This is a genomic window from Mesorhizobium sp. P3_B5 (assembly GCF_056402815.1).
The window spans coordinates 964984-991063 of record NZ_JBFUGR010000001.1 but is presented as its reverse complement, the minus strand read 5'-3'; the positions used below and the strand labels follow the sequence as shown (position 1 = coordinate 991063).

Genomic DNA, 26080 nt, shown 5'->3' with positions numbered 1-26080 from the left:
GCGAGCAAGCCAAAGATTGTTCATTCAGCGCAGTTGCACGCACAATTTTTGTGCAATGCACAAGAATGGCGCGAAAATGATCAGGCGTCAGTGCGGGCCGATTTCTGGCCTGCAATGTAGGCGTCAATCTCGTCGGGATCGAAGATCTGGCCGTCGAAGAAGCCGTCGGGACCGAGCACGAGGCTGGCGCCGGCGGAGCCGACCGGGGTCGCGGCCTTCAGCGCACCCTCGACCTTGGCATTGGCGCCGGGAAGGGCCACGCCAAGCGGCTTCAGCGCCGAGCGATAGAGGTCGGGACGGTAGCAGTCGCGGGCAATGGCGAGGTTTTCCGGCGTGTGCGCGACATGTCCCCAGCGCACCATCTGCGTGTAGAACCACAACGCATGGCTCCTCCACGGAAAGTTCGCCGCCTTGTCGAAGGGCAGGAAGAAGTCCTCGACCACGCGGTCGGCGACCTCGCCCAGCCTGAGTTTTCCCGTCAGGATCGGCATCTGCACCGCCGGCGGCAGGCCGAGGAAGCCCGGCTGTGCCATGACAGCCGCCAGTTCGCCATGGTTGGCCGGATCCTGGCACCAGCGCGCCGAATGATGCAGCGCGCGCAGCAGTGCTGCCAGCGTCTCCGGGTTTTCGTCGGCCCAGGCTTTGCGCACGCCGATCACCTTCTCCGGACTGTTCTTCCACAGCAGCGCCTTGACGGTGACGATGTGGCCGATGCCGGCGGCGACCGCGGCGCTGTTCCAGGGTTCGCCGACGCAGTAACCATCGATGCGGCCAGCGGCCAGCGCGTCGGCCATGAGGGGCGGCGGCACGATGACGATCTCGATCTCGCGTTCCGGATCAATGCCGCAGGCGGCTAGCCAGTAGCGCAGTTCGTAATTGTGCCCTGAATGCGGATGGACGACGGCAAAGCGCAGCGGCTCGCGGCCGGCAGCGGCCCGCTCACGGATGAAGGCACCGAGGGCTGCACCGGCCCGCGCGGGCTCGAGATCGGGCACAGCACCATGCGCCGCCATGCCGGCCCAGACGGCGTTGGAGATGGTGATGCAATTGCCGCCCAAGCCCAGCGAGAAAGGCACGATCGTCTCGGAAGCGAGCGGCGTCAGCCCGAGATTGCAGGCGAGCGGCATCGGCCCCAGCATATGGGCGAGATGGAAGTGGCCGATGGCGATGCGGTCGCGAATGTTGGCCCAGGAGGTCTCGCGGTGCAGCGTGAGGTCAACGCCCTCGCGCGCCGCAAACCCCAGTTCGCGCGCCGCGACCAGCACGGCACTGTCGAACAACGGCATGAAGCCGGCGGTAATCTGGTGTGTCGCGCTCATTCGTCCTCCGCCGGTCCGAGCAGCCCGGCGGCGGTCACCAGGCTCTGGGCGATGTCGCTGATCTTGCGGTTCTGGTTCATCGCCGTCTTGCGCAGCAGTGTGTAGGCAGCCTCTTCGGAGAGGCCGCGCGACTTCATCAAAATGCCCTTGGCGCGGTCGATGACCTTGCGGCTTTCGAGCTCGCCGCGAACCTCTTCCAGTTCGCGCGCCATGCGCGAGAAAGCGTTGAAGCGGCTGACCGCCATATCGAGGATCGGCTTGACGCGTTCCTGCCTGAGGCCATCGACGACATAGGCCGACACGCCGGCATCGACCGCCGCCTCGATCGAGGCCTGGTCGGAGCGGTCAACGAACATGGCGATCGGCCGTTTTACCGCGCGCGACAGCTGGAACATGTTTTCGAGCATGTCGCGGTTGGGGTTTTCCAGATCGATGACGATGACGTCGGGCTCGATCTCGGCGATGCGCCGGGCAATGCCCGACACGTCATGGATGACGGTGACCCGCTCATGGCCGGCCTCGCGCAAGCCGGCCTCGATGATCGAGGCGCGGATGCGGTTTTCGTCGATCACCAGAACGGCGAGTGAGGAACGGACCATGGCTCCAATATGTCGAAGCGGGGGGATTGTGCAATGCGGTATGGTGAAGTTGCCGGCGCCGCTCGTTGGGAGATTGGGGTGCCCGCCAATGGTTATATTAGCATAAGCGCAAGGAGCGGTTGTTGCGCGAACCCGGAAGGCGCTGCCTCGCCAGCCCTCACGCTACTGCCCGTCGTTGAGCCAGGCACTCAACGAGACAGCCGTAGCCCCGTCGAACCGCTCACTCCTCGAAGGAGCTCGCGGCGATATAGATCGAAGCCAGTTGCTCGATGCCGGCCTGGTCGGCCTTGTCGAAGCGGCCGGGCGTCGGGCTGTCGAGATCGAGCACGCCGAAGACGCCGTCATTGTCCCTGAGCAGCACGACCAGCTCCGAACGCGAGGCGGCGTCGCAGGCGATATGGCCGGCAAAGTCATGCACGTCCTTGACCAGCATCGACATTTCGAGATCGACCGCGGTGCCGCACACGCCTTGGCCGACCGCGATGCGCACGCAGGCCGGCTTGCCCTGGAACGGCCCAAGCACCAGTTCTTCGTCGGATGCCATGAAATAGAAGCCGGCCCAGTTGATATCGGGCACCATTTGGAAAATCAGCGCTGATGTGTTGGCTGCGTTGGCGATCGAGTCGCGCTCACCATCGAGCAGCGCCTTCAGCTGCGTGGCGAGGTCGCGGTAGAATGCTGCCTTGTCGGTGGTGTCGATGGCCTTGGCCGCAAACATCGTGCCTTCTCCGTTGCCGGCGTGCCGAAACGCCCGCTCCCTGTCTGCCACCAATGCAGCGGCCGCGAAATACACAATCGCGAATGTTGCCAGCCGAAAACGCCACGGCGTTCAGCCGTTCACTCGCCTGAACTGGCTATCGGCGCTCATATCGGCCGGCGGCCAAAGACGCGAGCGGCTCGCCCAAGCAGGCCGGAACCGGCACTGGCTGATGGGGCCGGTTGCGCCGCATTGTCGGCTGGGGGATGATTTCTCTTGTCGGACGCCATTGCCATGACCGCTTTGCTGGCGTCGAAGCCGGCGGTTGGCCTTGCGTCCTTCATTCTTTGCTGGGTCAGCGGCGAACATGTCGGATGGCCGTCGGCGCCGAGAATCTCTCCGACAGTCAGTTGGTTGGTGAAGCGGTAAATATCCCAAACGGCATATTTGACGGCCTGTGCGTCATAGGCGCCGCTTTTGTGCTTGGCATGCATGTCCATCAATTGCGGGATCAGGAATTGCGCCTTGTCCGGCGCGGCCTCGCCTTCAAATGGCAGCGTGCTCCAGCCAGACTTTATCAATGTCGACCTGAGTTCGGCCGGCCCTCGCCACAGTGCGACAGACGTTGCAGGATCGACAAAAGTGGCAACGTAGTTGCCCTTCATGTTGTGGGCGATGCCGACATCGGCCAGCAGGTCCTTGCATTCGGGGACGAGCCAGACGGCCTTCGGAAAGATCGATTGCAGTTCGAAGTCGTAGTTGAGTTCCACCGCCATCGTTCCATCGACTGACCTGGTGCCATTCTCGCTGTTTCCGCTTAAGGTTTTGCTATCCCGTTTGGTGAACGGTTGGTTCGCTGGCAGACAGGGCGGGCCGCAACATCGTTTGTCGTCTCCGTTGCCAGTGTGCCGAACCGCCCGCTACAGTTTCCCCTGTCAGCCACCCATGGGCGCGAAAGTCATCATCGTGAATGTCACCAGCAGAAAACGCGACCGCGCGCAGCCGACGACAAACGAAGGCCCCCTTACCTTCGCCGTGCTGGTGTTTCCCGGCTTTCCGATGATGGCGTTCAGTTCGGTGATCGAGCCGCTGCGCGCGGCCAATGTGCTGGCGAAAAAGGACTGCTACCGCTGGGTGATCGTTGGCGCTGCCGTGGGGGCAGTGGAGGCCTCCAACGGTGTCGTTATCCAACCCGGCTTTTTCGCCGGTGGTGCGCCCAAGGTCGACCGCATCGTCGTCTGCTCGGGCGGCAATGCCGACCATGTCGTGGCGGACGACGCCATGAACTGGATCCGCAAGAGCCTGCGCAATGGCGCCCATATCGGCGCGGTGGCGGATGCCGCGTTCTTCCTCGCCAGGGCCGGCCTGCTCGACGGCCATGCCTGCACCTTGCACTGGACCAGCCAGGCTGCCTTCACCGAAGCGTTTCCGGATATCGAGCTCAGGCGCGATCTCTATGTCATCGACCGCAAGCGCTTCACTTCGGCCGGCGGCGTCGGCAGCCTCGACATGATGCTGGAAATCATCACCAACGACTATGGCGCCGAACTCGCGGCCGGCGTCGCCGAATGGTTCGTGCACAGCCCTTTGCGCTCCAGCGTCGACCGCAAGCTGATGCCACTCAGGTTGCGCACCGGCGTGCAGAACGAACTGGTGCTGTCGGCCATCGCCATCATGGAGGATGCGGTTGAGGAGCGGCTCGCCATGACGGAACTGGCGGAGCGGCTCGGCGTCTCCTCAGACAAGCTCGAACGCAATTTCCGCTCCGAGCTGAGCATCTCGCCCAATGGCTACTACCGGCGGCTCAGGTTGAAGCGCGCCGCCGACCTTTTGGCGCACTCAACGCTGATGGTGCGCGACGTGGCGCTGGCCTGCGGCTTCGCCTCGATGTCGAGCTTTGCCCGGGCGTTTCGCGAAGAGCATGGGCATGCGCCAAAGGCGATGCGACGGCATTAGCTGTAGCGGCATTTCGCACGACATTTGCGGGAATCCGCACAGAAATTGCCCGACGCACCGCTATGTTCTAGCCTTCAGGAGGCACCCATGAGCATTGTCGTATTCGACCCCGACAACACCGAGGACGTCGACTTCAAGGACCGCATGCGCCACCCGGCCACGGCGGACCCGGCCGGCGGCATGTGGCTGTCCGACACCGAGCCGTCCTTCATCGATGCCGATGCTTTGCGCAAAGGCCGGCTGGCAAAACTGCGCGGCTGGATGCGCGAGGCCGGCTATGGCGGCGTCGTTTTGTTCGATCCCTACAACCAGCGCTACGCCACCGGCTCGCGCAACATGTTCGGCTATTTTCTGCGCAACTCGACCCGCTATTTCTTCATCCCCACCGTTGGACCGATCGTGCTGTTCGAATATCCGCAGAGCTACCATGTCTCAATGGTGCTCGACACGATCGACGAGGCGCGCCCGTCCAAGCTCGTCTGGTCGTCGGTCTCGGGCCGCGACGACGAAACCGCCGGACCTTTCGCCGACGAGATCACCGAACTGTTGAAGCAACACGGCGGCGGCTCGATGAAGCTCGGCCTCGACCGCTGCAGCCATTTGCAGGCGCTGGCCCTGGAAAAGCGTGGCTGCGAGGTCCGGGATTGCCAGGGCGAGATCCTGGCGGTGCGCGCGGTGAAGACGCCAGAGGAAGTAAAATGCCTGCAGGTGTCGATGGCCGGCGCCGAAGCCGCTGTCTACGCCGTGCGCGAAGCGATCAAGCCCGGCGTCTCCGAAAACGAGTTGTTTGCCATCATGTATGGCGAGGTGATCCGGCAAGGCGGCGAGTTCATCGAGACCCGCCTGCTCACCTCCGGCCAGCGCACCAATCCGTGGTTCAACGAGGCGAGCGGCCGCAAAATCCGGCCGGGCGAACTTTTGGCACTCGATACCGACACGATCGGCTGCTACGGCTATTATTCGGATTTCTCGCGCACCTTCCGCTGCGGGCCCGGCAAGCCGACCGATTATCAGAAATCGCTCTACCGCATGGCGCATGACCAGGTTCAGCACAACATCTCGATCGTGAAGCCGGGCATGGCGTTTCGCGAGATCGCCGAAAAAGCCTGGAAAATCCCGGACCGTTTCGTCGACCAGCGCTATACCTCGGTCATGCACGGCGTCGGCATGCATGGCGAGACGCCGTTCATTGCGCATGCCATGGACTACGAAACCTACGGCCGTGACGGCCATATCGTGCCAGGCATGGTGGTGAGCGTGGAAAGCTATATCGGCGAGAAAGGCGGCCGCGAGGGCGTCAAGCTGGAGGACGAGATGCTGATCACCGAGACCGGCACCGAGCTTTTGTCGCGCTTTCCCTATGAGGATGACTTTCTGGAGAAACAGGTTTGATGAAGGTTGCACGCCTCGATGAACCATCGCCGGCTGTTGGGAATAGCCGCAGCGCCCATCGCTTCGTCATCCTAGGGCGAAGCAAGGAGCGCAGCGACGCGGCGCAGACCCTAGGATCCATGCCGCGACTTCCGAGCGCTGCCGCAGTACTGATCTGGTCTGCTGCATTCCTCGGCCAAGGTCACGGCATGGATCCTCGGGTCTGCGCGTCCGCTTCGCTTCCGCTCCGCCCGTGGATGACGAAGTCGGGGAGGCTTCGGCCAATCACCAAGGGCGATAGCCCACTGAAAGCCACTACGTTGCCTCTTGCAGGCCCATCCGCATGAAGGCCCCCATCTCCATCAAGCGCCGCACGGTGGCGGCGGTGTTCATCGATCTCCAGGAGGAGCACCGGCAGGACAAGCGCTATCTGGTCGAGGGTTTTGGCGACATCCTCGCCAACGTGCAGCGCCTGCAGGCGGCGGCGCGAGCCAATGATGTGCCGCTCCACCACTGGGCCTATATCGTCGACCTCGCCAAGGCGCGGCCGTTCCATCCGGTCGACGCCAATGGCAAATCGGCCTTCTCCGACAAGAGTGATCCGCTGACCGCGATCTGCCCGGAAGTGGCGCCGGCGGCGGGCGAGACGATGCTGGTCAAGACGCAAGCCAGCGCCTTCGGCGCGGGAACTGCGGCAGACGAATTGAAAGCGCGCGGCATAGAGTGGCTGGTTGTATCAGGCGTGTGGACCGAGGCCTGCATCGACGCCACGGTCAGGGATGCGGTGGCATCAGGCTTTCGCGTGCTGCTGGTCAAGGATGCCTGCGGCAGCGCGAGCAGCGCCATGCACCAGACCGCCATCCTCAACCTCGCCAACCGGCTCTACGGCGGCGCCGTCACCAACACCGAAGGCGCCTGCCGGCTGATATCGGGCGATACGGTGACCGCATGGCAGGTTGAGGGCTCGGTGCCTTTGCGCTTCACTTATGAAAACGCGGCCCGGCTCTACGACGAGCTTTGACGATTGGATTGCTGTGGGCACGATCCACCAGATGACGGAGCGCGGGAAATACGCCAGGCGGCTCGATCCGGCTTTGTGGGCTTATGTCGATCGGGTCAATGACTGGTACCCAACCGAGATCGCCGAACTGCCGATCGACAGGCAGCGCGAGGTCTATGACGCGATGTGCCGGGCCTTCCACCAGGGTCATCCGCCGGGCGTATCCGTCAGTGATGGCCTGATCGCCAGCGCCGACCACGGCATTCCAGTTCGCCGCTACCAGCCTGCCGGCAAGGCCGCGCGAGCAATGGTCCTCTATTTTCATGGCGGCGGCTTCGTGCTCGGCGGGCTCGACAGCCATGACGACATCTGCGCTGAAATCTGCGCCGGCACCGGCTTTGCCGTGCTTTCCGCCGACTACCGGCTGGCGCCGGAACATCTGCATCCCGCCGCCTTCGACGATGCGTTGGCGGTGTTCGAATGGGCCGCCGCGACGACCGACCTGCCGATCGTGCTGTGCGGCGAAAGCGCCGGCGGCAATCTCGCCGCAGCGGTCGCTCACGCCACGCGCCGCCAGGCGAGTGCGACAGCCGGCCAAGTGCTGATCTATCCCGACCTTGGCGGCGACGAGAGCGCCGGATCCTACATCGAGCACGCTGAGGCGCCGCTGCTGTGCGCGCGCGACGTCGAGACCTATCGCAGCATCCGCTCGGGCCCAGCGCAGTCACCGGATGATGCGACCTTCTCGCCGCTGCGCGACAGTGATTTCTCCGGCCTGCCGCCGACGGTCATCATCACCGCAGAGTGCGACCCGCTGTCCTCGGACGGCGAGACCTATCGCGACCGCATTCTGGCCGCCGGCGGCAGGGCGTGGTGGCACGAGGAGAAGCGCCTCGTGCACAGCTTTCTGCGCGCCCGCACGACGGTGCCGCGCGGCGCCGAGGCCTTTGCGCGCATCATCGCGGCGGTTGCGGCGCTGGGTGAAGGTGAGTGGCCTTACTGAGGGCCAACGAAGCAGCGCCGATCTCCCCCCTCGTGGGGGAGATGGCCGGCAGGCCAGAGGGGGGCGCGAAGGATCACCACCGTCGATCCGATTATCCGAAATCCATCTGAGAGCACTGCTGAACTTGGCTGAGAGGTCGGCGGGACAGCGCCCCCCTCTGTCCTGCCGGACATCTCCCCCACTTGGGGGGAGATTGGCTGTCCCATTGGTTGCGGAACAGCGCACAAGAACTGCGGAAAGCCGAACACTCCGCTGCGTAACCCGGCCCTATCATCCCTCGAGGCAACGGCGTCCCGGCGAAACGCATCGCGTCGGTGTTCCGCCGGGGCGCCCAACAAGAGGGAACGACGATGAAGTTCATGCTGACCGACAGAAAATTGCACCCCAAAGCCAAGCCCGTCGCCGACGATTTCAAAAAGGGCGGCCTGAACCGGCGCGAATATCTCGCCATGATGGCCGCCTTCGGCGTCAGTGCTGCCGGCGCACTAGCGCTGGGTGGCCTCAGCACCTCTCCGGCCCTGGCCGAGGAGCCGAAGCGCGGCGGCACCTTGCGCGTCGCCATGAACGTCAAGGGCTTCAAGGATCCGCGCACATTCGACGGTGTCGAAATGTCCAACGTCGCCCGCCACTGCAACGAATATCTGGTGCGCTGGAACACCGACTTCACTTTTGAACCCTGGCTGCTCGAAAGCTGGGAAGCCAGCGATGACGCCAAGACCCTCACCCTGCATGTGCGCAAGGGCATTTCGTGGTCGAATGGCGACGCCTTCAACGCCGACGATGTCATCCACAATCTCACGCGCTGGTGCGACGCTTCGGTAGCAGGCAATTCGGTCGCTGCGCGCATGGGCGCGCTGGTCAACGCCGACACCAAGAAACTGGTCGATGGCGGCATCCAGAAGGTCGACGACTTCACCATAAAACTCAATCTGCCGAAGCCCGACATTTCGCTGATTGCCGGCATGGCCGACTATCCGGCGCTGATCATGCACCGCTCCTATGAGGGCGACGGCGACCCGATGAAGGCGCTGGCGATCACCACCGGACCTTGCGAGCTGGTGAAATGGGATGCCGAGACCGGCGCCGAGGTTAAGCGCAAGGACAAGCCGTGGTGGAAGGGCGACTTCTACCTCGACGGCATCAAATGGGTCGACTACGGCTCCGACCCCAACGCGATGCTGTCGGCCTTCGAATCCGGCGAGATCGACACCGACCACGAAACCGCTTCGGACGCCGTCTCGCAGACCGAGCAGATGGGCTTACAAAATTCCGAGATCGCCACCGGCTCAACCATCGTGGCGCGCTTCAATGTCGGCAATCCGCCCTATGACGACGTCAAGGTGCGCCGCGCGGCCCAGCTCACCGTTGACAATTCCGCCGTGCTGGCGCTCGGTCTCGGCGGTCGCGGCAAGCCCGCCGACAACCATCATGTCGGCCCGATGCACCCCGAATATGCCGATATCGGCCCGGCCAAGCGTGACATCGATACGGCGAAGAAACTGCTCGCCGAGGCCGGCAAGGCCGATCATGAATTCGACCTCATCTCCGTCGATGTCGAGTGGCAGAAGAGCACCGGCGACGCCATCGCCGCGCAGATGCGCGAGACCGGGCTGAAGATCAAGCGCACCGTGCTGCCGGCCGCCACCTTCTGGAACGACTGGAGCAAATATCCCTTCTCCACCACCGAATGGCTGGGACGGCCGCTCGGCGTCCAGGTGCTGGCGCTTGCCTACAAATCGGGCGCTGCATGGAACGAGAGCGCCTATGCCAATCCCGAGTTCGACACACTGCTCGACAAGGCACTGGCAATGCCCGACGCCCAGGCCCGCAAGGAGATCATGGCCAAGATCGAGCAGAATTTGCGCGACTCCGGCATCATCATTCAGCCCTACTGGCGCTCGGTCTACCGGACCTATCGCAAGGGCGTGCATGGCTGCGAGCAGCACCAGTCGCTGGAGCAGCATTTTGAGAAGGTCTGGCTGGAGAGCTGATCCGTTTTGACCGGATGCCTGGCGCGGCCACCGACTGTGGGCGCGTCAGGCAATAGCCTGCCTGACGACGTCCGGAACCCGTCCGACCGACATCCGCTCGATGATGGTCGTCGGAAGAACGATCCTTTCGGGCGGCCTGTCATCGCCTTTCAGGCGGCGTATCAGAAGCTCCGCCACGGATTTTCCGAGCGCATAGACCGGCTGGTCGATGACGGTGATCGGAGGCGTCGTCACGCTGGTCCAGTCGGCATCGTGGAAGGTGATCAGCGACATGTCCCGCGGAATGCGCAGCCCGCACTCCCGGATCGCCTTGAACAGTTCGAGTGCGACGACGCTGTCGGATGCGAGAATTGCGGTCGGCCTCTCGGCGCTCCGGAGCAACGCATGCATCGCCGCCCGCGATGTCTCGGACCGTCCGGTACCGAAATGGATGTTGCGCTCGGCTCGCTCTATGCCGGCGTCCCGGCAGGCATCGAGGAAGCCGACAATGCGCTCGCGCACGCTGGAGGTGTTGATCCTCGACTCGCCGCCGCGAAAATCTCCGGACAACACCGCAGCGGTCACATAGGCGATCCTGGTGTGGCCCGCCCGCGTCAGGATGCGCGTGGCGCGCAGCGCCGCATCCCGGTCATCGACGGTGACGGTGTCGACATCGAGGCCCGGCAGCGCCCGGTCGAGCAGCGCCAGCGGACAGGCGGAGTGCGCAATTTCGACGAGATGGGCGATTTCTCCGGATTGGGCGGGCGTGACGATCAGCCCGTCAACCTGCTTTGCCATGAGCACGCGTATTGCATTCTTCTCGGCTTCGACCTGTTCGCCCGAATTGGCCAGAATGACATTGATCCCCGACAGGCGCGCCGCGTCGCTGATGCCGCGCACCGCAAGCGAGAAGAACGGATTCTCGATGTCGCCGACGACCACGCCGATGCTGCCGGAGCGTCCGGTCGTCATGCTGCGCGCCAACTCGTTCGGACGATAGTCGAGCACCTTTGCGGCTTCGAGCACGGCGGTGCGCACCTCCTTGCTCACCCGACCATAGCCACCCAACACGCGCGCTGCCGTCGCTTTCGAGACCTTCGCCTGGCGGGCGACGTCGCTGACAGTGATGGAAGCAGCCTTGGTCGGACGTTTCATTCTCGAAAAAATCGCTTCTGAGTTCGTTGACGGATGGTCATTCCTGTGGCTACAAATGTCAAGAGACCGGTCTCAATTGCATTTGAGACCGGTCTCACAATAAAGAGCGCCTGGAGGCGTCGTACTGAAAGCCGTTTCGAAAATTGGCGCGTGTCCGTTGTGAAAGCTTCAGCGCCCCCTGCGGACCGATCTTCAGAGTGGAGAACAACAATGAGCATCTATGGCCCTTTCACATCAAGCCCGCGGCAGCGTGTCGGCTCGATCATTTTCGCCATCGCACTGGCTGCCCTGTCCTTGCCCAAGGCATGGGCCGCCGGCGACAACCCCTACAATCTGATCGATGCCAAAACGATCAGCGTCGGCACGATGGGCGATGCCAAGCCCTACGCCTTCACGACCGCCGATGGCAAGTTCACCGGCTTCGATCTCGAGTTCTTCCTGAATGTGGTGAACCGGATGGGATTCAAGGCGGATCAGGTGACCTTCACTGGGCAGGAATTCTCGGCACTCATGCCCTCGGTCGCCAATGAGCGTTTCGACGTCGCGGTCGCCGCAATCGGCACCACGGCCGAGCGGAAAAAGAACGTCGATTTCTCCGACGGCTACCTGGCCGGCTACCTCTCGGTGCTGACGTCGGACGCCAAGATCACCGATGCCGAAGGCCTGGCCGGCAAACGCCTCGGGGTTGTCCAGGGCACGCTGCAGGAGATCTATGCCGCGAAAAGCTTCAAGAACACCGACCTGGTAAAATTCCCGGACAACAACTCCGCAATCGCAGCTCTCAACAATGGCACGGTCGACGCGCACTTCCTCGATTACGAGGCGGCGAAACAGTACGGAGAGCGCTATCCGGCGTTGAAGATCGCGATCAATATTCCCTCCTTCGACGCGCCGGCAGGCTTTGTCATCCGCAAGGGCAACGACGCATTTCGTGAAGCACTCAACAAGGGCATTCATGAAGCGATGCAAGACGGCACCTGGAGGGATCTCTACCAGAAATGGTTCCCCGGATCGCCGATGCCGGAACAATATCTTCCCAAGAAGAACTGAGCCGCGTAGGGCCGCCGGCGCGAATGCCGGCGGCCCTCACCTATGAGCGATCGCGCGACCGGTGGCCTTGCCGCCGCGCAAGGCAGGTTTGCAGATGAACTGGCTTGAGAACATTCAGCGCAGCTTTTTCGACTGGGACGCGATGGCATCGGTCCTGCCGACGCTGCTTGCCGTCGGGCTGAAAAATACCCTGATCCTCGCGGCGGCTTCCACCGTGCTCGGCATCCTGCTTGGCATGGTCCTCGCTGTGATGGGTATCTCGCGCTCAGCCTGGCTGCGCATTCCGGCACGCATATACACCGACATCTTTCGCGGCCTGCCCGCCATTCTCACCATCCTGCTGATCGGCCAGGGATTCGCCCGCATCGGCCGCGAGATTTTCGGCCCCTCGCCCTACCCGCTCGGCATCCTGGCGCTCAGCCTGATTGCCGGCGCCTATATTGGCGAGATCTTTCGCTCGGGCATCCAGAGCGTCGAAACTGGTCAGATGGAAGCGTGCCGCGCGCTCAGCATGAGCTACGGCCAGGGCATGCGGCTGATTGTGATCCCGCAGGGCGTGCGCCGCGTGCTCCCTGCCCTGGTCAACCAGTTCATCGGCAACGTCAAGGATTCCAGTCTCGTCTATTTCCTCGGCCTGCTTGCCTCCGAACGCGAGATCTTCCGCATCGGGCAGGACCAGGCGGTGGTCACCGGCAACCTGTCGCCGCTGCTTCTGGCCGGAATGTTCTACCTGATCATCACGGTCCCACTGACCCATGTGGTCAACACCATCGACAATCACCTGCGGCTCGGCAGGCAAAAATCCGGCGGCGTCGTCAGCGGCCTCGTAGAAGTCGGCGAGCTTGAGACCACGTCAGGCAAAGCCTCGGTGTCGACCGGCGCCGCGCCGTCAGCCATCAAGGCCGGCAGCTTGGACGTCCGCGATCTCGACATGGCCTATGGCGATTTGCAGGTGCTCAAGCAGATCCGGCTCAAGGTCGAGCCGGGAACAGTCACCTGCGTCATCGGACCGTCGGGTTCCGGAAAATCGACGCTGCTGCGCTGCCTCAACCGGTTGGTCGAGCCGAAGGCGGGCGACGTACTGCTCGATGGCGAAAGCATCCTGGCGATGAAACCGGAGACGCTGCGGCGTCGCGTCGGCATGGTCTTCCAGCATTTCAATCTGTTCCCGAACCATACCGCGCTCGAGAACGTCATGCTCGCCCTCACTGAGATCAAAGGCATGGCGAAAAGCCAGGCCAGGCGCCAGGCGGAAGCGCGCCTTGCCGAAGTGGGCCTGGCCGCGCGCAAGGACTACCGGCCGAGCCGCCTTTCGGGGGGCCAGCAACAGCGCGTGGCGATCGCGCGCGCCCTGGCGATGGACCCGGAGGTCATCCTGTTTGACGAGGTGACCAGCGCGCTCGACCCCGAACTCGTCAAAGGCGTTCTCAATCTCATGGCCGATCTCGGCCGGCGCGGCATGACGATGATCGTCGTCACCCATGAGATGGGCTTTGCCCGCAAGGTGGCGGATCAGGTCGCCTTCATGGACGAGGGCCGCATCGTCGAGGTTGGCCCGCCGGCGGAGATATTCGACAGGCCGAAGAGCCCGCGGCTCAAGCAATTCCTCGCCGAGGTGCTGTGAAAGATGCCGCCGCGCCAACCGGCCAGGCTCGGCGCATCCCTGAAAAACCCACCATCCGATCATCGAAAGCTGCTTCTATGACTGATAAATCCGCTCTCAAGGTCGTCGTCGTCGGCGGCGGCATCTTCGGCGTCTCCACCGCCGTCCATCTCGCCCGCCTCGGCGCTAAGACGACGATCGTCAATGACGGTCCAGCCGCCAATGGCGCATCGTCGCGTTCGCTCGCCTGGCTCAACTCGGCGCGAAAGCGCTCGGCCGCCTATCACAGGCTCCGCATGCAGGGCCTCGACCGCTACAGGACGCTGGCCGCCAGACAGGACTGCGGTGCCTGGCTCCGCCTCGACGGCGGGCTCACCTGGGACACCGATGATGCTTCCAACCAGATCCCGGAAATCTTTCGCCACGAACAGGCGATCGGCTATGAGACGCGTCTGCTCGCGCCCGGCGACATCGCCGCCGTCACGCCGGGTGTCGATGCAAGTGCCGTCTCGCCCCAGGGCGCGATCTTCAATGCGGGCGAAGGATGGGTCGACCTGCCTTCGTTGATCAGCCTAATGCTGAAGGAGTTTCTCGAACGCGGCGGCCGCATCCTCACCGATGCCGGTTCCGCAGACGTCACTCTCGCCAATGGCCGCGTCAGTGGCGTGAAGACTGCGTCCGGCCAGGTCGTTGATGCCGATGCCGTCGTGGTCGCGACCGGTTCGGCAGTGCCGGACATGGCCGCAAAAGTCGGACGACGCATCGGCGACGGCACGACGCGCGCGCTGCTCGTCTTCAGCAGCCCGATCCGGCATCCGCTGCGCGCAGTGTTGAACACGCCGCGTATCGCCATCCGTCCGACGCCGAACGGGGCCTTCGCGCTCGACTCGGCCTGGTCCGAAGACGAAGTCGTCGTGCGTGCCGACGGCACGTACGGGGCAAGGCCATCGACGATAGCGGGACTGCTCGACGAAGCCTCCAAGGTCCTGGATGGAAACCCGACGCTTGCCCTGCAGAGTTATCACACCGGGCCAAAACCAATTCCGGCGGACGGCGAGCCGGTGATCGGCCAGTTGACCGGCATTCCAGGCTATCACGTCGTCTTCAGCCATAGCGGCGCGACGCTCGGGCTCGTCGCCGGAGAATTGCTGGCCGGCGAGATCGTCAGTGGAAAGCCCAATCCGTTGCTCGAAGGGTTTCGCCCCGGAAGATTCGACGACTGACCCGGGGCACGCAGCGGTCGAATGCCATTTGCCTTGCGCACGCATTCGTCACAAATTGCACTGACCAGACTTATCGGCTCAGGCCAGGAATTTGCGCGAGACGCACGCAGGCATGCACCACTTCAACCTTGGCACCTATCGGCGCCCCATTTCCACCCGCTCAGCAGAAACCCAGCGCTGGTTCGATATCGGCCTGAACTGGTGCTACGGCTTCAACCACGAGGAAGGCATCAAATGCTTCGAGAAGGCACTGGAGACCGATCCTGATTGCGCTTTCGTGCATTGGGGCATCGCCTATGCCGCCGGGCCCTTCTACAATTTGACGTGGAAGGAGCATGGCGAGGCGGAAGCCAATGCGGCGACCAAACGCTGTTTCGAACATATCCAGCTTGCACGCGCCAACGCGGCTCACGCCAGCGCGGTGGAGAAGCGGTTGATCGAGGCGCTGGCCTGTCGTTTCCAGAAGCCGCACGCTGTGACGCCTCCAGAATTCGAGCAGTGGGACAATGCCTACGCCGCCGAGATGCGGCGCGTGTACCAAAGCTTTCCCGACGACCACGACGTGATGGCGCTGTTCGTCGAGGCGCTGATGATGCGCACGGTACGGCGCCTGTGGGACCTCAAGACCGGCAAGCCGGCGCCGAACTCGGACGTCGTCGAGGCGCTGGAGGTTTGCGAGCGGTCGATCCGGCTCGCTGACGAGGCCGGCGTCGCGCAGCATCCGGCGATCGTCCACCTGCACATCCATCTGCTGGAAATGTCTGTTATGCCCGAGCGCGGGATGCGCTCGGCGGATCTGCTCGGCGAAATGTGCCCCGATGCCGGACACATGAACCACATGCCGGGGCATATCTATGTGCTGTGCGGCGACTATGAGAAAGCAAAACTCGCCAGCGAAAAGGCGGTGCGGGCCAACGACCTCTATCTCGCCTATGCGGACGAGCCGACCTACTATCTGCTCGGCTGCTGTCATGACCTGCATCTGATGATGTTTTCTTGCATGCTGCTCGGCCAATACCAGCCGGCGCTGTGGGCGGCCGACAAGGTGCGCAGCCTGGTCACCCGCAGTGTCGTCAGCATTCCGGACCGGCCAAAGCTCACCCAGACGGTGGAAGGCTATCATGCGATGAAATCGCATGTGCTGGTGCGGTTCGGGCGTTGGCAGGAGATCATCGACGAGCCGATGGTCGAGGAGCCCGAACTTTATGTGCTGGCGACGGCCATGCAGCACTACGCCAAGGGCGTCGCGCATGCGACACTACGAAACTTCCCCGAAGCTGAACAGGAGCGCGAGCGATTCCACCTTCATCTGAGCCGAATCCCCCTAGAACGGCGTTTTCTCAGCAACCCGACGCGGGCCTCGCTCGCCGTCGGTGCTGCCCTTCTCGATGGCGAGCTTGCCTATCACCAGGGAAGGCACGAGGAGGCCTACCGCCATCTGCGGCAAGCGGTCGAACTCGACGACAATCTGTCCTACACCGAGCCATGGGCGTGGATGCACCCGCCGCGCCATGCGCTGGCGGCGCTGCTTCTTGACCAGGGCCATGCGCAAGAAGCCGAGCAGGTCTATCGCGACGACCTCGGCCTCAGCGGCAAGGTACAACGCTGCGCCCAGCATCCCGACAATGTCTGGGCGTTGCACGGGCTGGTCGAATGCCTGAAACGTCGCGGCGAGAGTGTGGAGCTGCCGGGGTTGCAGGCCAGGCTCGCCACAGCACTTTCAAAGGCCGATGTGGCGATCACCTCATCGTGCCTGTGCCGGACGAGCGTGCAATCGGAACATGGCTGCTGTCATTGAGGCCGTGGGGGCCTCGGGAATGCCTGATGCCCCGGCTGCGACCCCTGCCGAGATCGGCCTGATGTCTCAGGCCGATCGTCGACGCGGCGACGCCTTTCCTACGAGAAGACTTCCGCCAGCTCTTCGACGCTGGTGCCTTCCTTGACCTGACGCAGTTCGACGTAGCTGACCGCGGCCGCAATCGACAGCACCATCGACACCACCGTCTGCACCAGGGCTGCCGCCACATAGGCGACAATTCCACCAAAGAGCAGAACCACCAGCGCTATCGCCCATTGGATGACCGCTGCGATGATGATCAGGATCAAGAACAGGCCGAACAACGGCCAGCGGTTGCCCTTGGTCAGGACGCGACTGCGCGACATCGAGCCGAAAACGCCAAGCCGCTCCTGGATCAGAACCGGCACCGACACCGACCAGCCAAGCCACAGGATAATGCCGGGCACCACCAGGGCAATCATGGCCAGGGCCGATCCCAGACCGACGAGCAGGCCGATCCCCAGTGTCGGCAGCAAAAAGCGGATGGCGATCTGAATGCAGTCGCCAAAGGTCGGCCGCTTGCCGTTCAAGTCCTCGATGGTCGCCCGCACAAGCGCCGACTGGAGCAGCAGGGCGAGAACAAAGGATATCAACGAGGCGGAAATCGTGACCCAAGGGTTACCAAACATCGCAGCAGGGTTGGCCGCAGCGCCGGGTTCGGCTTGCAGAATCGCGTCGATTTGCGGTTGGGTCAGCAGTCGAATGACAATCGCCGGCAGGCCTGAGAACAAAAAAGCCAACCCGAGGCACAGGCCGATATTGCGGCCGATGACGGCGAAGCTGTTGTTGAACACCCTGCCGATTCGGAATTTGTCCGTCCCACCCAGTGTTACAGAAGTCATGATGCGTCCCCCCGTGATCACCGCCGAATAGCGGCGGCTATCTTAACAGTAAATCTGCCAAGTTTGATCTCCGGCGTCCAGCCCACTTGCAATTTTCTTGCTGCATTGCCAGTGTCCGCGCGGAACCGCAGGTTGCAGGGGGAGTGGGTGACAGCTGCACAGCCAGACGCTGCGGGAGCCGAGTGGCTGGCCAAGGTGCACAAGCAGCTGCTCGCAGATGATTCGATTCAGTTCGACCTGCCGACCCTTGTGCAGCCCGAGCCGCCGGCATGGCTGAAGCCTATGCTGGACGGATTGGGGAAGATTGGCCCCTACATGATTTATCTGTTCTGGGGCGCGGTGATCATCGGCCTAGCAATCATCGCGCTGCTCGTCGCTCTCGAAGCAAAGGGGGTGGCGTGGCGCCTGCCGTGGCGGCGTGCCCGCAAACAGGCAGAGGCGGAAGAGGAATGGCGCCCGGATGCCGGTGCGGCGCAGATCCTGCTCTCCGAGGCCGACGCGCTCGCCGCGCGCGGCGCGTATGACGAGGCGGTGCATCTTCTGCTTCGGCGCAGCGTCGCCGACATTGCAGGGCGGCTGCCCGACTTCCTACGCCCGTCGCTGACATCACGCGACATTGCCACTGCCCCTTCCCTGCCGTCGCGGGCACGCCAGGCATTCAGCGAGATCGCGCGTATTGTCGAGGCTGCCCTGTTTGCCCGCCGGCCGGTCGGCGTCGAAGGCTGGCAGCAGGCGCGCGGCGCCTACGAGCGTTTTGCCTTCAGGGATGCCTGGACATGAGTGCGCCTGCCGTCGATGCCGCGCAGGAACCGTTCAACCGCAGAACCTTGTTCTGGGGCATTTTTGCCAGCCTGCTCGCGGCAGCGGGATTTTTCCTGCTGTCGACCTACGCGCCGGACTTCCGCCAGCCGGCAGGCGGCGCCACGCCGCTCTCCAAAGGCGGTTCTGGGTATGCAGGGCTTGTCGAATGGCTGAAACTTGCCAACGGACAATCACCACCAATGGTGCGTAGCGAGGAAGATCTCAGTTCCGGTCTGGCGTCCGGTTTCCTTTTGATCGTCACCATCGCTCCGAACAGCGACCCAGCTGCGCTCGAAAGAATCATCAGGCTTCGCTCGGGCAAGGACACGCTTTTCGTGTTGCCCAAATGGGTCACCATGCCGTCGTGGGAGCATGAGGGCTGGGAGATGAAGATCGAGCGGCTGCCAGATACAGCCGTCAACGACTGGCTCGGCCGCATCGCCAAGGCGAAGCTCGGCGCCGGCAAGACCACAATGGAACAGATCAGCGTCGAGGGTCGCATGGTGGCCACGCCGGATGATTTGCAGTGGGTTGCCGACGAACACCCGCTGATCGCTGCAGGCAACGGCAAGGCCGTTCTCACCGAGCTCGACAATGAGCCGTTCTACATCCTGACCGACCCCGATCTGATCAACAATGCGGCGTTGAAGGATCCGCAAAAGGCTGCTGCGGCACTCGACATGATCGCCATGCTGGAGCCCGGCAAGGGCGCGGTGATGTTTGACCTCACCTTGCACGGCATCGGGCAGAAATACGATCTTGCCAAGCTTTTGGTCGAGCCGCCCTTCCTGGCGCTGACATTGTCGGTGCTGGCGGCGGCCGCACTTGCCTTCCTGCACGGTCTCGGCCGGTTCGGGCCGCCACGCACAGAGACCCGCGCCATCGCCTTCGGCAAGCGGGCACTGGTCGACACCACGGCGATGCTGCTCAGGCGCGCCGGACGGCTGCAGGAGCTCGGCGACCGTTATGCGGTACTGATGCGTGCGCGCGCCGGAGCATTGCTCGGCGCGCCGCAGGGACTGCAGGGGGAAGCCCTCGACCACTGGCTAGACTCCCGTGACAAGGACGAAGCCGGCGGATTTACCGCGCGCTTCAAGGCCGCGAACAATTCCGGCACATTGGCTAAAATGCACGCGGCAGCGCAAGAGCTGCATGACTGGACGACAAGGAGGCTTGGTGAACGTCGATGATGTGAAGGCCCTGGCGAACGCGATCAGGGAAGAGGTGGCGAAAGCCATCACCGGGCAGCGCGACACGGTCGATCTGATGCTGACGGCATTGTTCGCCGGTGGGCACATATTGCTCGAGGGTCCGCCAGGTACGGCCAAGACCATGACCGCGCGCTGCTTCGCGCAGGCACTCGGCGTCGTCTACGGGCGCATCCAGTTCACGCCCGATCTGATGCCTGGCGACATCGTCGGCTCGAACATCTACAATTTTCAGAGCGGGCAATTCACGCTGACGCACGGTCCGATCTTCTGCGACCTGCTGCTTGCCGACGAGATCAACCGCACGCCGCCGAAGACGCAGGCGGCGCTGCTGGAAGCCATGCAGGAACACGCCGTCACCTTCGACGGCACGACGCATGCGCTCAGCCAGAACTTCATGGTGGTGGCGACCCAGAACCCGATCGAGCATCAGGGCGTCTATCCGCTTCCCGAAGCCCAGCTCGACCGCTTCCTGTTCAAGCACAAGGTGAGCTATCCCGACGCGCAGGAGGAACGCGCCATCATCGTCCATCACGGCGGCGGTTCCGCCTCCCACGACATCAAGCAATACGGCATCGCGGCACAGGCCGACAGCAAGACGCTGGAGAAGGCGCTCGCCACCGTCGGCCAGGTCACGCTGGTCGACGATGTCGTCGGCTACATTGCGGCTCTCGTGCGCGGCACGCGCGAAAGCCCCGACCTGGAGGTTGGCGCCAGCCCGCGTGCGGGCGCCATGCTGGCGCGCGCCGCGCGCGCCAGGGCAGCGCTCGACGGCCGCGCCTATGTCATCCCCGACGATGTCAAGGCACTGGCGGTGCCGGCTCTGCGTCACCGCGTTATCCTGTCGCCGGCGGCGCAAATCGACGGGCGGCTGGTGGAACAGATCGTTTCCGACCTCGTCGACCAGACGGCAGCGCCCCGTTGATCTATCCGAGCGGCCGAGCGGTCTGGGCAGCGGCGGCGGGCGCCATCCCCGCCTTCCTGATCGCGCTTGCGCTACCTTCGTTCTGGTATCTGGGCCTGTTGTGGATCTGCGCGCTGCTTGCTTTCCTGGCGGTCGACGCGGCCGCCGGGCGTGGACGCGCCTCGCTCACCGCCAGCCTTTCAGCGCCGCCGCAAGTCGGCGTCGGCGGGCGGTTCACCCTGCATATCGCGGCGAGCCTCGGCGGGCGGGCGCGCATGCTGCAGGCGCGAGTCGGTCATGACCAGCGGCTGGCGCCGGTCGCCGGCACCGGTGGCGCACTGCCGGCCAATGGCGGCACGCTCGACCTCGAATTCGATGCGCTGAGGCGCGGCATCGCCAGCTTTGATCGGCTATGGCTGCGCTGGCGTGGACCGTTCGGACTGATCTGGAACCAGGTCGTCCTGCCGATGGACCGGAAAGTGGCGGTGCTGCCCGACGTCAGCAGTGCGCGCGACGAAGCGATCACATTGCTGCAGCGCTCCACCCTTGCCGACGGCCACGCGCAAAAGCGGGCCGGCCAGGGACGCGAATTCGAGTCGCTGAAGGATTACCAGCCGGGCATGGGCCGGCGGATGATCGACTGGAAGCGCAGCGCCCGCCACGGCAAGTTGCTGGCGCGTGAGTTCCGCATCGAGGAGAACAACAACATCGTGCTGGCCATCGACAGCGGAAGGCTGATGTGCGAGCCGGTCGACGGCGTCCCGAAGGTCGACCGCGCGGTGACTGCCGCCTTGCTCACGGCTTTCATCGCATTGAAGGGCGGCGATCTGGTCAGCCTGTTTGGCTTCGATGCGCGGCCGCGCGTTTCCAGCGGTGCGGTGCGCGGCTCGGCCAGCTTCGCGATGATCCAGAAGCGCGCCGCCGAGATCGACTATTCGACCGAGGAGACAAATTTCACCTTGGCGTTGACGACATTGGCAGCCAAGCTCGACAGGCGCTCCCTGGTCATCATCTTCACCGACTTCGTCGATCCGATCAGTGCCGAGCTGATGCTGCGCACGGTGGGACGGCTGACCGAGCGCCATCTGGTGCTGTTCATGATGATGAAGGATGTCGAGCTGGAAACCTTGGCCGATATGCCACCCGCGACCCCGGAGGATGTCGCGCGGTCGGTGACCGCCGGCGGTCTGTTGAGGGAGCGGCAAGTGGTCATCGGGCGGCTGAGGCTGCTCGGCGCACATGTCATCGAGGCCGACCACCAGCGCCTCGGCCCCACGCTGATCGAGCGCTATATCCAGCTCAAGGAGGAGAACCTCTTATGACGCTGCCCGCCGGCACCGATGCGGTACGCCAGTCATTGGCCAGCTTCCGGCAGGAGCGCGAGGCCGATTGGAAGGCGTTCGAGGCGCTGCTCGCCCGCGTCGAGAAACGGGCGCCGCGCGTGCTTTCGGAAGACGAGCTGCTGTCGCTGCCGCTGCTCTACCGCTCGGCGCTATCCTCGCTTTCGGTAGCCAGGGCCACTTCGCTCGACAGCGCCCTGGTAGCCTATCTCGAAGCGCTCTGCCTGCGCGGCTATTTCTATCTCTACGGTGCGCGGCGCGGGCTGCGCCAGCGCATCGGTGATTTTTTCCTGCGTGACTGGCCGGCGGCGATCCGCGATCTGTGGCGCGAGACCTGGGCCTCGGTCGGATTGACGCTTGTTGGCGCCATTGCCGGTTACTGGCTGGTCGCATCCGACAAGCGCTGGTACGACGCCATCATTGCGCCCGGCCTCGCCGGCGGGCGCAATCCGGATTCGTCGGCCGAGATGCTGCGCAGCGTGCTTTATGATGGCGGCAGTCACTTCCTGTCCGGCTTCGCCGCCTATCTCTTCACCCACAACACCCAAGTGGCGATCCTGGCCTTTGCCCTCGGTTTCGCTTTTACGGTGCCAAGCGTGCTGATTATCCTGATGAACGGATGCATGCTGGGCGCCATATTCCAGATCTATGCCGCCAAGGGATTGGGCTTCGAACTTGGTGGCTGGCTGTCGATCCACGGCACCACCGAATTGTTCGCTATCGCGCTGGCGGGTGCCGCCGGCATGCGCATCGGCACGCGCATCGCCTTCCCCGGCGAGCTGAGCCGCATGGCGGCAGCTGCCCAGGCCGGGCGGATTGCGGCGACCGCCATGGTTGGGGTGATGATGATGCTTTTGTTTGCCGGCCTGCTCGAAGGCATCGGCCGGCAGACGATTACCGGCGATACGGCACGCTACGCCATTGGCGGTGGCATGCTCGCGCTATGGATCGCCTATTTCTACCTGTTGCGGATGGTGCGGCATGGCAACGGCTAGAAACCCGGCCGCGCTGACAAGGCCTTTGATTACGCCGGAGGGCGTCGACCTCAAGGTCAAGCTGGCGGATGCCGGCACTCGGGCTGCGGCCTTCCTGCTCGATGTGGTCATCATCGTCATCGCTGCAATCGCGGTCACTCTCGTTGTGATCTTCGGTCTTGGGGGGCTCGGCGCGCAAGAAGCGGAGCCGCTCTTCATCGCCTGGATCATCTTCATCTTCTTCTTGCGCAACATCTATTTCATTGCCTTCGAGGCTGGCCGGCGCGCCGCAACGCCGGGCAAGCGGATGGTCGGCGTTCGGGTCGCTTCCCGCAGTGGCGCCGGTCTCACCATCGATCAAGTCATCGCGCGCAACCTGATGCGCGAGATCGAGGTGTTTTTGCCGCTTTCGATCATCGCAGCGCGCGGCGGGGCCGGCGTCGCCGATACGCTGTCAACGATCTTCGGTCTGGTATGGGCGCTGCTCTTTTCGCTGTTCCCGCTGTTCAACCGCGACCGCATGCGCATCGGCGACCTGCTGGCCGGAACCTGGGTGGTCGAGGCGCCGAAGGTCGCGCTGGTCGAGGACCTGTCGACACGCAAGGATCCTGGCGCCGGAACCTTCCGCTTCAGCCAGGCCCAACTCGACGCCTATGGCATCGCCGAACTGCACAAGCTGGAGGAGGTGCTGCGTCGCGACGATTATTTCGCGCTGAAGACGGTGGCCGAGACGATCGGGCGCAAGATCGGCGCGGCCCCGCAAGCGCATGATGCCCGCGCGTTCCTGACGGCATACTACGGAGAGCTACGCGCGCATCTCGAACGAAAGCTGCTGCTTGGCACCCGCAAGGCCGACAAGCACCAGCGGTAGGTCGTCTTTTGGACGCGCCCTACCCCACCCACTTCTCATAGTCCGACACCAGCAGATGCAGCGGCGCTACATCCTCGTCGATGTTGGAAAAGCGGCCGATCGGCTCGCGGAAGACGTTATCGGTGAGATCGTCATTGACGGTCGAGACCTCGCCGATCAGCACATCCTTGCCCTCGGCCCAGAAGGCATGCCAGACGCCGGGCATCAAGGTGACGCTCTGGCCCGGATCGAGCTTCAGCAGCCCGCCCGCCGGCAAGCGGTGGATGGTGCCGTCGACCGGCACCGACACCTCGGCCTTCGGATCGATCCCGCCGTCGCGATCATGCATGAACAGTTCGAGCACCAGCTTGCCGCCGCCACGGTTGATGATGTCCTCGGCCTTGATGTTGTGGCGGTGCATCGGCGACAGCTGGTCCTTGCGCGAGATCATGATCTTTTCGGCATAGAGCATGCCCATGCCCTTCTTCATGTCGGCGTAGACGCCGTTGCGCACGGTGAACAGAAACAGGCCGAGTTCATCGAACTTCTCCTGTCCGTAGTCGGTGATGTCCCAACCGAGCCGCGAGCTAAAGACGGCGGCGGAGTCCGCTTTGCGCGCCTTCATCTCTTCCGGGCTCCAGTAGGCGAAGGGCGGCATGATGTAGCCGAACGAGCGGATGAAGGCGTCGGCGTCGCGGATAATGTCGTTGATGGTGGAGCGCTTCATGATCATGATCCCTTCTTCAGGCGGTGCCTACAGCGCATAACCGAACACCGATCCGGTGTCGACGTAAACTGCATGCTGGCCTCATGACATCCGGCTCGATCGAGGCCATAAGTCTGGGCAAATTTCCCAAGGTGATATTCATGCTCAGCATAGACGATCTCGATACGCCGGCGATCCTGATCGATGCCGGCCGCGCCGAAGCCAACATCGCGCGTGCGCAGGCCCATGCCGACCGGCATGGGTTGAAACTTAGGCCGCACATCAAGACCCACAAACTGCCTTACTGGGCCAGGAAACAGGTCGCCGCCGGCGCCGTCGGCATCACCTGCCAGAAGATTGGCGAAGCCGAAGTGATGGCCGATGCCGGGCTTGCCGATATTTTTCTACCCTACAACATTCTCGGGCGAGCCAAGCTGGAGCGCTTGCTGGCGCTGCATGGCCGCGTGACGCTTTCGGTAACCGCCGACAGCAAGGAGACGCTTGAGGGACTGGCCGCCACCTTCACCGATGCCGGCCACCCTCTGCCGGTGCTGGTCGAATGCGACACCGGCATGGGGCGCTGCGGCGTCCAGTCGGCCAGCGAGGCGGTGGCGCTGGCGAAAGAGATCGACAGGGCAACGGGGCTTAGCTTCGGCGGGCTGATGACCTACCCGGCTGCCGGTCGGGCCGACGAGGCCGAAGCCTGGCTTGCCGAGGCCAAGCAGGCGCTTGCCGCGTCCGGCCTTGCCTGCGAGCGCATCTCCAGCGGGGGCACACCGGATATGTGGCGCTCAGGCGAAGGCAGCGTCGTCACCGAATACCGCCCCGGCACCTACATCTATCTTGACCGCTACCAGGTTGCCAAAGGCGTCGGCAGCCTTGACGATTGCGCGCTGACGGTGCTGTCGACGGTGGTCAGCCATCCGACGCCGACCCGGGCCATCCTCGATTCCGGCAGCAAGGCGCTGTCCAGCGACACGCTGGGGCTTGCCGATTTCGGCGAGTTGCTGGGCATTCCCGGCGCCAGGATCACCGGCCTCAGCGAGGAACATGGCAACATCACGCTTTCGGGCGACGCCAAGCTTCGTATCGGCGAGCGCGTGCGCATCGTGCCCGACCATTGCTGCGTCGTCACCAATCTGTTCGACCAGGTGCATCTGATTGCGGGCGAACAGGTGCTGGAAACGTTGCCGGTGGCCGCGCGCGGCCGCACGGGGTGACGCACATAATCCAAACTCCGAGTTCAAGGTAGCCCTCGGTCGCCCCTGTCTAAGGTCCGGCTTGTCGCCTGCGTTCCCTTACGTCAATCTGCGTTCAGCAGGCTGGCCATTGGATGGATTCCGGCTTTGCTCGGGAGGAAAAAATGGCTTACGCAATCATGCATTATTTTCCTGGCGGCACGAAGGAGCAGTACGAGGCGTCCATCGCCGCGGTGCATCCAGCAGGCGGAAAAAGCCTGCCAAAAGGCCAGGTCTTCCATGTTGCCGGTCCGTCGGCCGGTGGCTGGTCAATTGTTGCGGTTCACGAATCCAAGAAGAATTGGGAGCAGTTCCGAGACGATATCCTGATGCCTCAAATGAAAAAGGGCATCAAGGGCGGGTTCACCTCGCCGCCTCAGGAGACTTCGTTCGAAGTTCACAATCTGCAAAAATGACAGGCCGGCGCAGCGGGC

24 protein-coding genes are annotated in these 26080 nt (G+C 63.6%); 17 read left to right on the top strand and 7 right to left on the bottom strand.

The genetic code is table 11. The features are described 5' to 3' along the window. Nucleotides 1-80 precede the first annotated feature (80 nt). The 4 genes from AC1DVW_RS04880 to AC1DVW_RS04865 all read right to left on the bottom strand — a co-directional run bounded on the left by AC1DVW_RS04880 (nucleotide 81) and on the right by AC1DVW_RS04865 (nucleotide 3391). Nucleotides 81-1319: a CmpA/NrtA family ABC transporter substrate-binding protein gene (locus AC1DVW_RS04880; RefSeq protein WP_477321521.1), complete on the bottom strand. Its 1239-nt coding sequence runs from the start codon at nucleotides 1317-1319 to the stop codon at nucleotides 81-83. Beyond that, on the bottom strand, nucleotides 1316-1918 hold the full coding sequence (locus AC1DVW_RS04875; protein WP_477321519.1) for an ANTAR domain-containing response regulator: 603 nt from the start codon (nucleotides 1916-1918) through the stop codon (nucleotides 1316-1318). Before AC1DVW_RS04875 ends, AC1DVW_RS04880 begins: the two co-directional genes overlap by 4 nt. Nucleotides 1919-2138: 220 nt before the next feature. Then, entirely contained in the window at nucleotides 2139-2636 is a 498-nt protein-coding gene (locus AC1DVW_RS04870; RefSeq protein WP_477321517.1) for a GAF domain-containing protein, read from the bottom strand. Nucleotides 2637-2782: 146 nt separating this feature from the next. Then, complete coding sequence (locus AC1DVW_RS04865; RefSeq protein WP_477321515.1) at nucleotides 2783-3391, bottom strand: hypothetical protein; 609 nt, start codon at nucleotides 3389-3391, stop codon at nucleotides 2783-2785. 283 nt (nucleotides 3392-3674) lie between these two features. Here AC1DVW_RS04865 and AC1DVW_RS04860 point away from each other — a divergent pair, with 283 nt between their 5' ends. The 5 genes from AC1DVW_RS04860 to AC1DVW_RS04840 all read left to right on the top strand — a co-directional run bounded on the left by AC1DVW_RS04860 (nucleotide 3675) and on the right by AC1DVW_RS04840 (nucleotide 9936). Beyond that, entirely contained in the window at nucleotides 3675-4571 is an 897-nt protein-coding gene (locus AC1DVW_RS04860; RefSeq protein ID WP_477321615.1) for a GlxA family transcriptional regulator, read from the top strand. 87 nt (nucleotides 4572-4658) lie between these two features. Then, nucleotides 4659-5963: a M24 family metallopeptidase gene (locus AC1DVW_RS04855; RefSeq protein WP_477321513.1), complete on the top strand. Its 1305-nt coding sequence runs from the start codon at nucleotides 4659-4661 to the stop codon at nucleotides 5961-5963. Nucleotides 5964-6285: 322 nt separating this feature from the next. After that, entirely contained in the window at nucleotides 6286-6963 is a 678-nt protein-coding gene (locus AC1DVW_RS04850; RefSeq protein WP_477321511.1) for an isochorismatase family protein, read from the top strand. Nucleotides 6964-6994: 31 nt separating this feature from the next. Beyond that, complete coding sequence (locus AC1DVW_RS04845; RefSeq protein ID WP_477321509.1) at nucleotides 6995-7945, top strand: alpha/beta hydrolase; 951 nt, start codon at nucleotides 6995-6997, stop codon at nucleotides 7943-7945. Between the two features lie 350 nt (nucleotides 7946-8295). Next, nucleotides 8296-9936 carry an ABC transporter substrate-binding protein gene (locus AC1DVW_RS04840; RefSeq protein WP_477321507.1) on the top strand — a complete coding sequence of 547 codons (1641 nt, stop codon included), beginning with the start codon at nucleotides 8296-8298 and terminating at the stop codon, nucleotides 9934-9936. Nucleotides 9937-9981: 45 nt separating this feature from the next. Here the strand turns inward: AC1DVW_RS04840 and AC1DVW_RS04835 are convergent, their stop codons facing one another. Next, nucleotides 9982-11070 (bottom strand): LacI family DNA-binding transcriptional regulator, encoded by a 1089-nt coding sequence (locus tag AC1DVW_RS04835; protein ID WP_477321505.1) that lies wholly within the window; start codon nucleotides 11068-11070, stop codon nucleotides 9982-9984. A 210-nt stretch (nucleotides 11071-11280) separates the two neighbouring features. On the opposite strand from AC1DVW_RS04835, the gene AC1DVW_RS04830 reads away from it, so the two are divergent. The 4 genes from AC1DVW_RS04830 (at nucleotide 11281) to AC1DVW_RS04815 (ending at nucleotide 16744) form a co-directional block, all read left to right on the top strand. Next, nucleotides 11281-12120, top strand: a complete 840-nt coding sequence (locus tag AC1DVW_RS04830) for an ABC transporter substrate-binding protein (RefSeq protein WP_477321503.1) — start codon at nucleotides 11281-11283, stop codon at nucleotides 12118-12120. A gap of 94 nt (nucleotides 12121-12214) precedes the next feature. After that, nucleotides 12215-13744, top strand: a complete 1530-nt coding sequence (locus tag AC1DVW_RS04825) for an amino acid ABC transporter permease/ATP-binding protein (protein ID WP_477321501.1) — start codon at nucleotides 12215-12217, stop codon at nucleotides 13742-13744. Nucleotides 13745-13821: 77 nt separating this feature from the next. Next, nucleotides 13822-14946 carry an NAD(P)/FAD-dependent oxidoreductase gene (locus AC1DVW_RS04820; RefSeq protein ID WP_477321499.1) on the top strand — a complete coding sequence of 375 codons (1125 nt, stop codon included), beginning with the start codon at nucleotides 13822-13824 and terminating at the stop codon, nucleotides 14944-14946. A 112-nt stretch (nucleotides 14947-15058) separates the two neighbouring features. Continuing rightward, nucleotides 15059-16744: a hypothetical protein gene (locus tag AC1DVW_RS04815; RefSeq protein ID WP_477321497.1), complete on the top strand. Its 1686-nt coding sequence runs from the start codon at nucleotides 15059-15061 to the stop codon at nucleotides 16742-16744. A 98-nt stretch (nucleotides 16745-16842) separates the two neighbouring features. Here AC1DVW_RS04815 and AC1DVW_RS04810 read toward each other — a convergent pair whose 3' ends face one another. After that, nucleotides 16843-17625: a hypothetical protein gene (locus AC1DVW_RS04810; RefSeq protein WP_477242756.1), complete on the bottom strand. Its 783-nt coding sequence runs from the start codon at nucleotides 17623-17625 to the stop codon at nucleotides 16843-16845. Between the two features lie 147 nt (nucleotides 17626-17772). On the opposite strand from AC1DVW_RS04810, the gene AC1DVW_RS04805 reads away from it, so the two are divergent. Genes AC1DVW_RS04805 through AC1DVW_RS04780 form a run of 6 tightly spaced genes read left to right on the top strand, consistent with a single transcriptional unit; the run spans nucleotide 17773 to nucleotide 23723 of the window. Then, complete coding sequence (locus tag AC1DVW_RS04805) at nucleotides 17773-18405, top strand: DUF4129 domain-containing protein (RefSeq protein WP_477321495.1); 633 nt, start codon at nucleotides 17773-17775, stop codon at nucleotides 18403-18405. Then, nucleotides 18402-19616, top strand: coding sequence for a DUF4350 domain-containing protein (locus tag AC1DVW_RS04800; protein ID WP_477321493.1), 1215 nt, complete (start codon nucleotides 18402-18404; stop codon nucleotides 19614-19616). Before AC1DVW_RS04805 ends, AC1DVW_RS04800 begins: the two co-directional genes overlap by 4 nt. Then, the gene (locus AC1DVW_RS04795; protein ID WP_477321491.1) at nucleotides 19603-20559 is read left to right on the top strand and encodes an AAA family ATPase; all 957 of its coding nucleotides are present in this window, start codon (nucleotides 19603-19605) and stop codon (nucleotides 20557-20559) included. The genes AC1DVW_RS04800 and AC1DVW_RS04795 overlap by 14 nt, the downstream gene beginning before the upstream one ends. After that, nucleotides 20556-21860, top strand: coding sequence for a DUF58 domain-containing protein (locus tag AC1DVW_RS04790; RefSeq protein WP_477321489.1), 1305 nt, complete (start codon nucleotides 20556-20558; stop codon nucleotides 21858-21860). The genes AC1DVW_RS04795 and AC1DVW_RS04790 overlap by 4 nt, the downstream gene beginning before the upstream one ends. Further along, complete coding sequence (locus AC1DVW_RS04785) at nucleotides 21857-22873, top strand: stage II sporulation protein M (protein ID WP_477273471.1); 1017 nt, start codon at nucleotides 21857-21859, stop codon at nucleotides 22871-22873. The genes AC1DVW_RS04790 and AC1DVW_RS04785 overlap by 4 nt, the downstream gene beginning before the upstream one ends. Next, nucleotides 22860-23723 (top strand): RDD family protein, encoded by an 864-nt coding sequence (locus AC1DVW_RS04780; protein ID WP_477273473.1) that lies wholly within the window; start codon nucleotides 22860-22862, stop codon nucleotides 23721-23723. The genes AC1DVW_RS04785 and AC1DVW_RS04780 overlap by 14 nt, the downstream gene beginning before the upstream one ends. A gap of 19 nt (nucleotides 23724-23742) precedes the next feature. Here AC1DVW_RS04780 and AC1DVW_RS04775 read toward each other — a convergent pair whose 3' ends face one another. Further along, complete coding sequence (locus AC1DVW_RS04775) at nucleotides 23743-24429, bottom strand: D-lyxose/D-mannose family sugar isomerase (RefSeq protein WP_477243110.1); 687 nt, start codon at nucleotides 24427-24429, stop codon at nucleotides 23743-23745. A 140-nt stretch (nucleotides 24430-24569) separates the two neighbouring features. Between AC1DVW_RS04775 and AC1DVW_RS04770 the strand changes: the two genes are divergently transcribed. Together AC1DVW_RS04770 and AC1DVW_RS04765 are read left to right on the top strand one after the other, a co-directional pair. Further along, nucleotides 24570-25628, top strand: coding sequence for a D-TA family PLP-dependent enzyme (locus tag AC1DVW_RS04770; protein WP_477321487.1), 1059 nt, complete (start codon nucleotides 24570-24572; stop codon nucleotides 25626-25628). 143 nt (nucleotides 25629-25771) lie between these two features. Then, nucleotides 25772-26062 (top strand): hypothetical protein, encoded by a 291-nt coding sequence (locus AC1DVW_RS04765; protein ID WP_477242748.1) that lies wholly within the window; start codon nucleotides 25772-25774, stop codon nucleotides 26060-26062. Nucleotides 26063-26080: the final 18 nt, after the last annotated feature.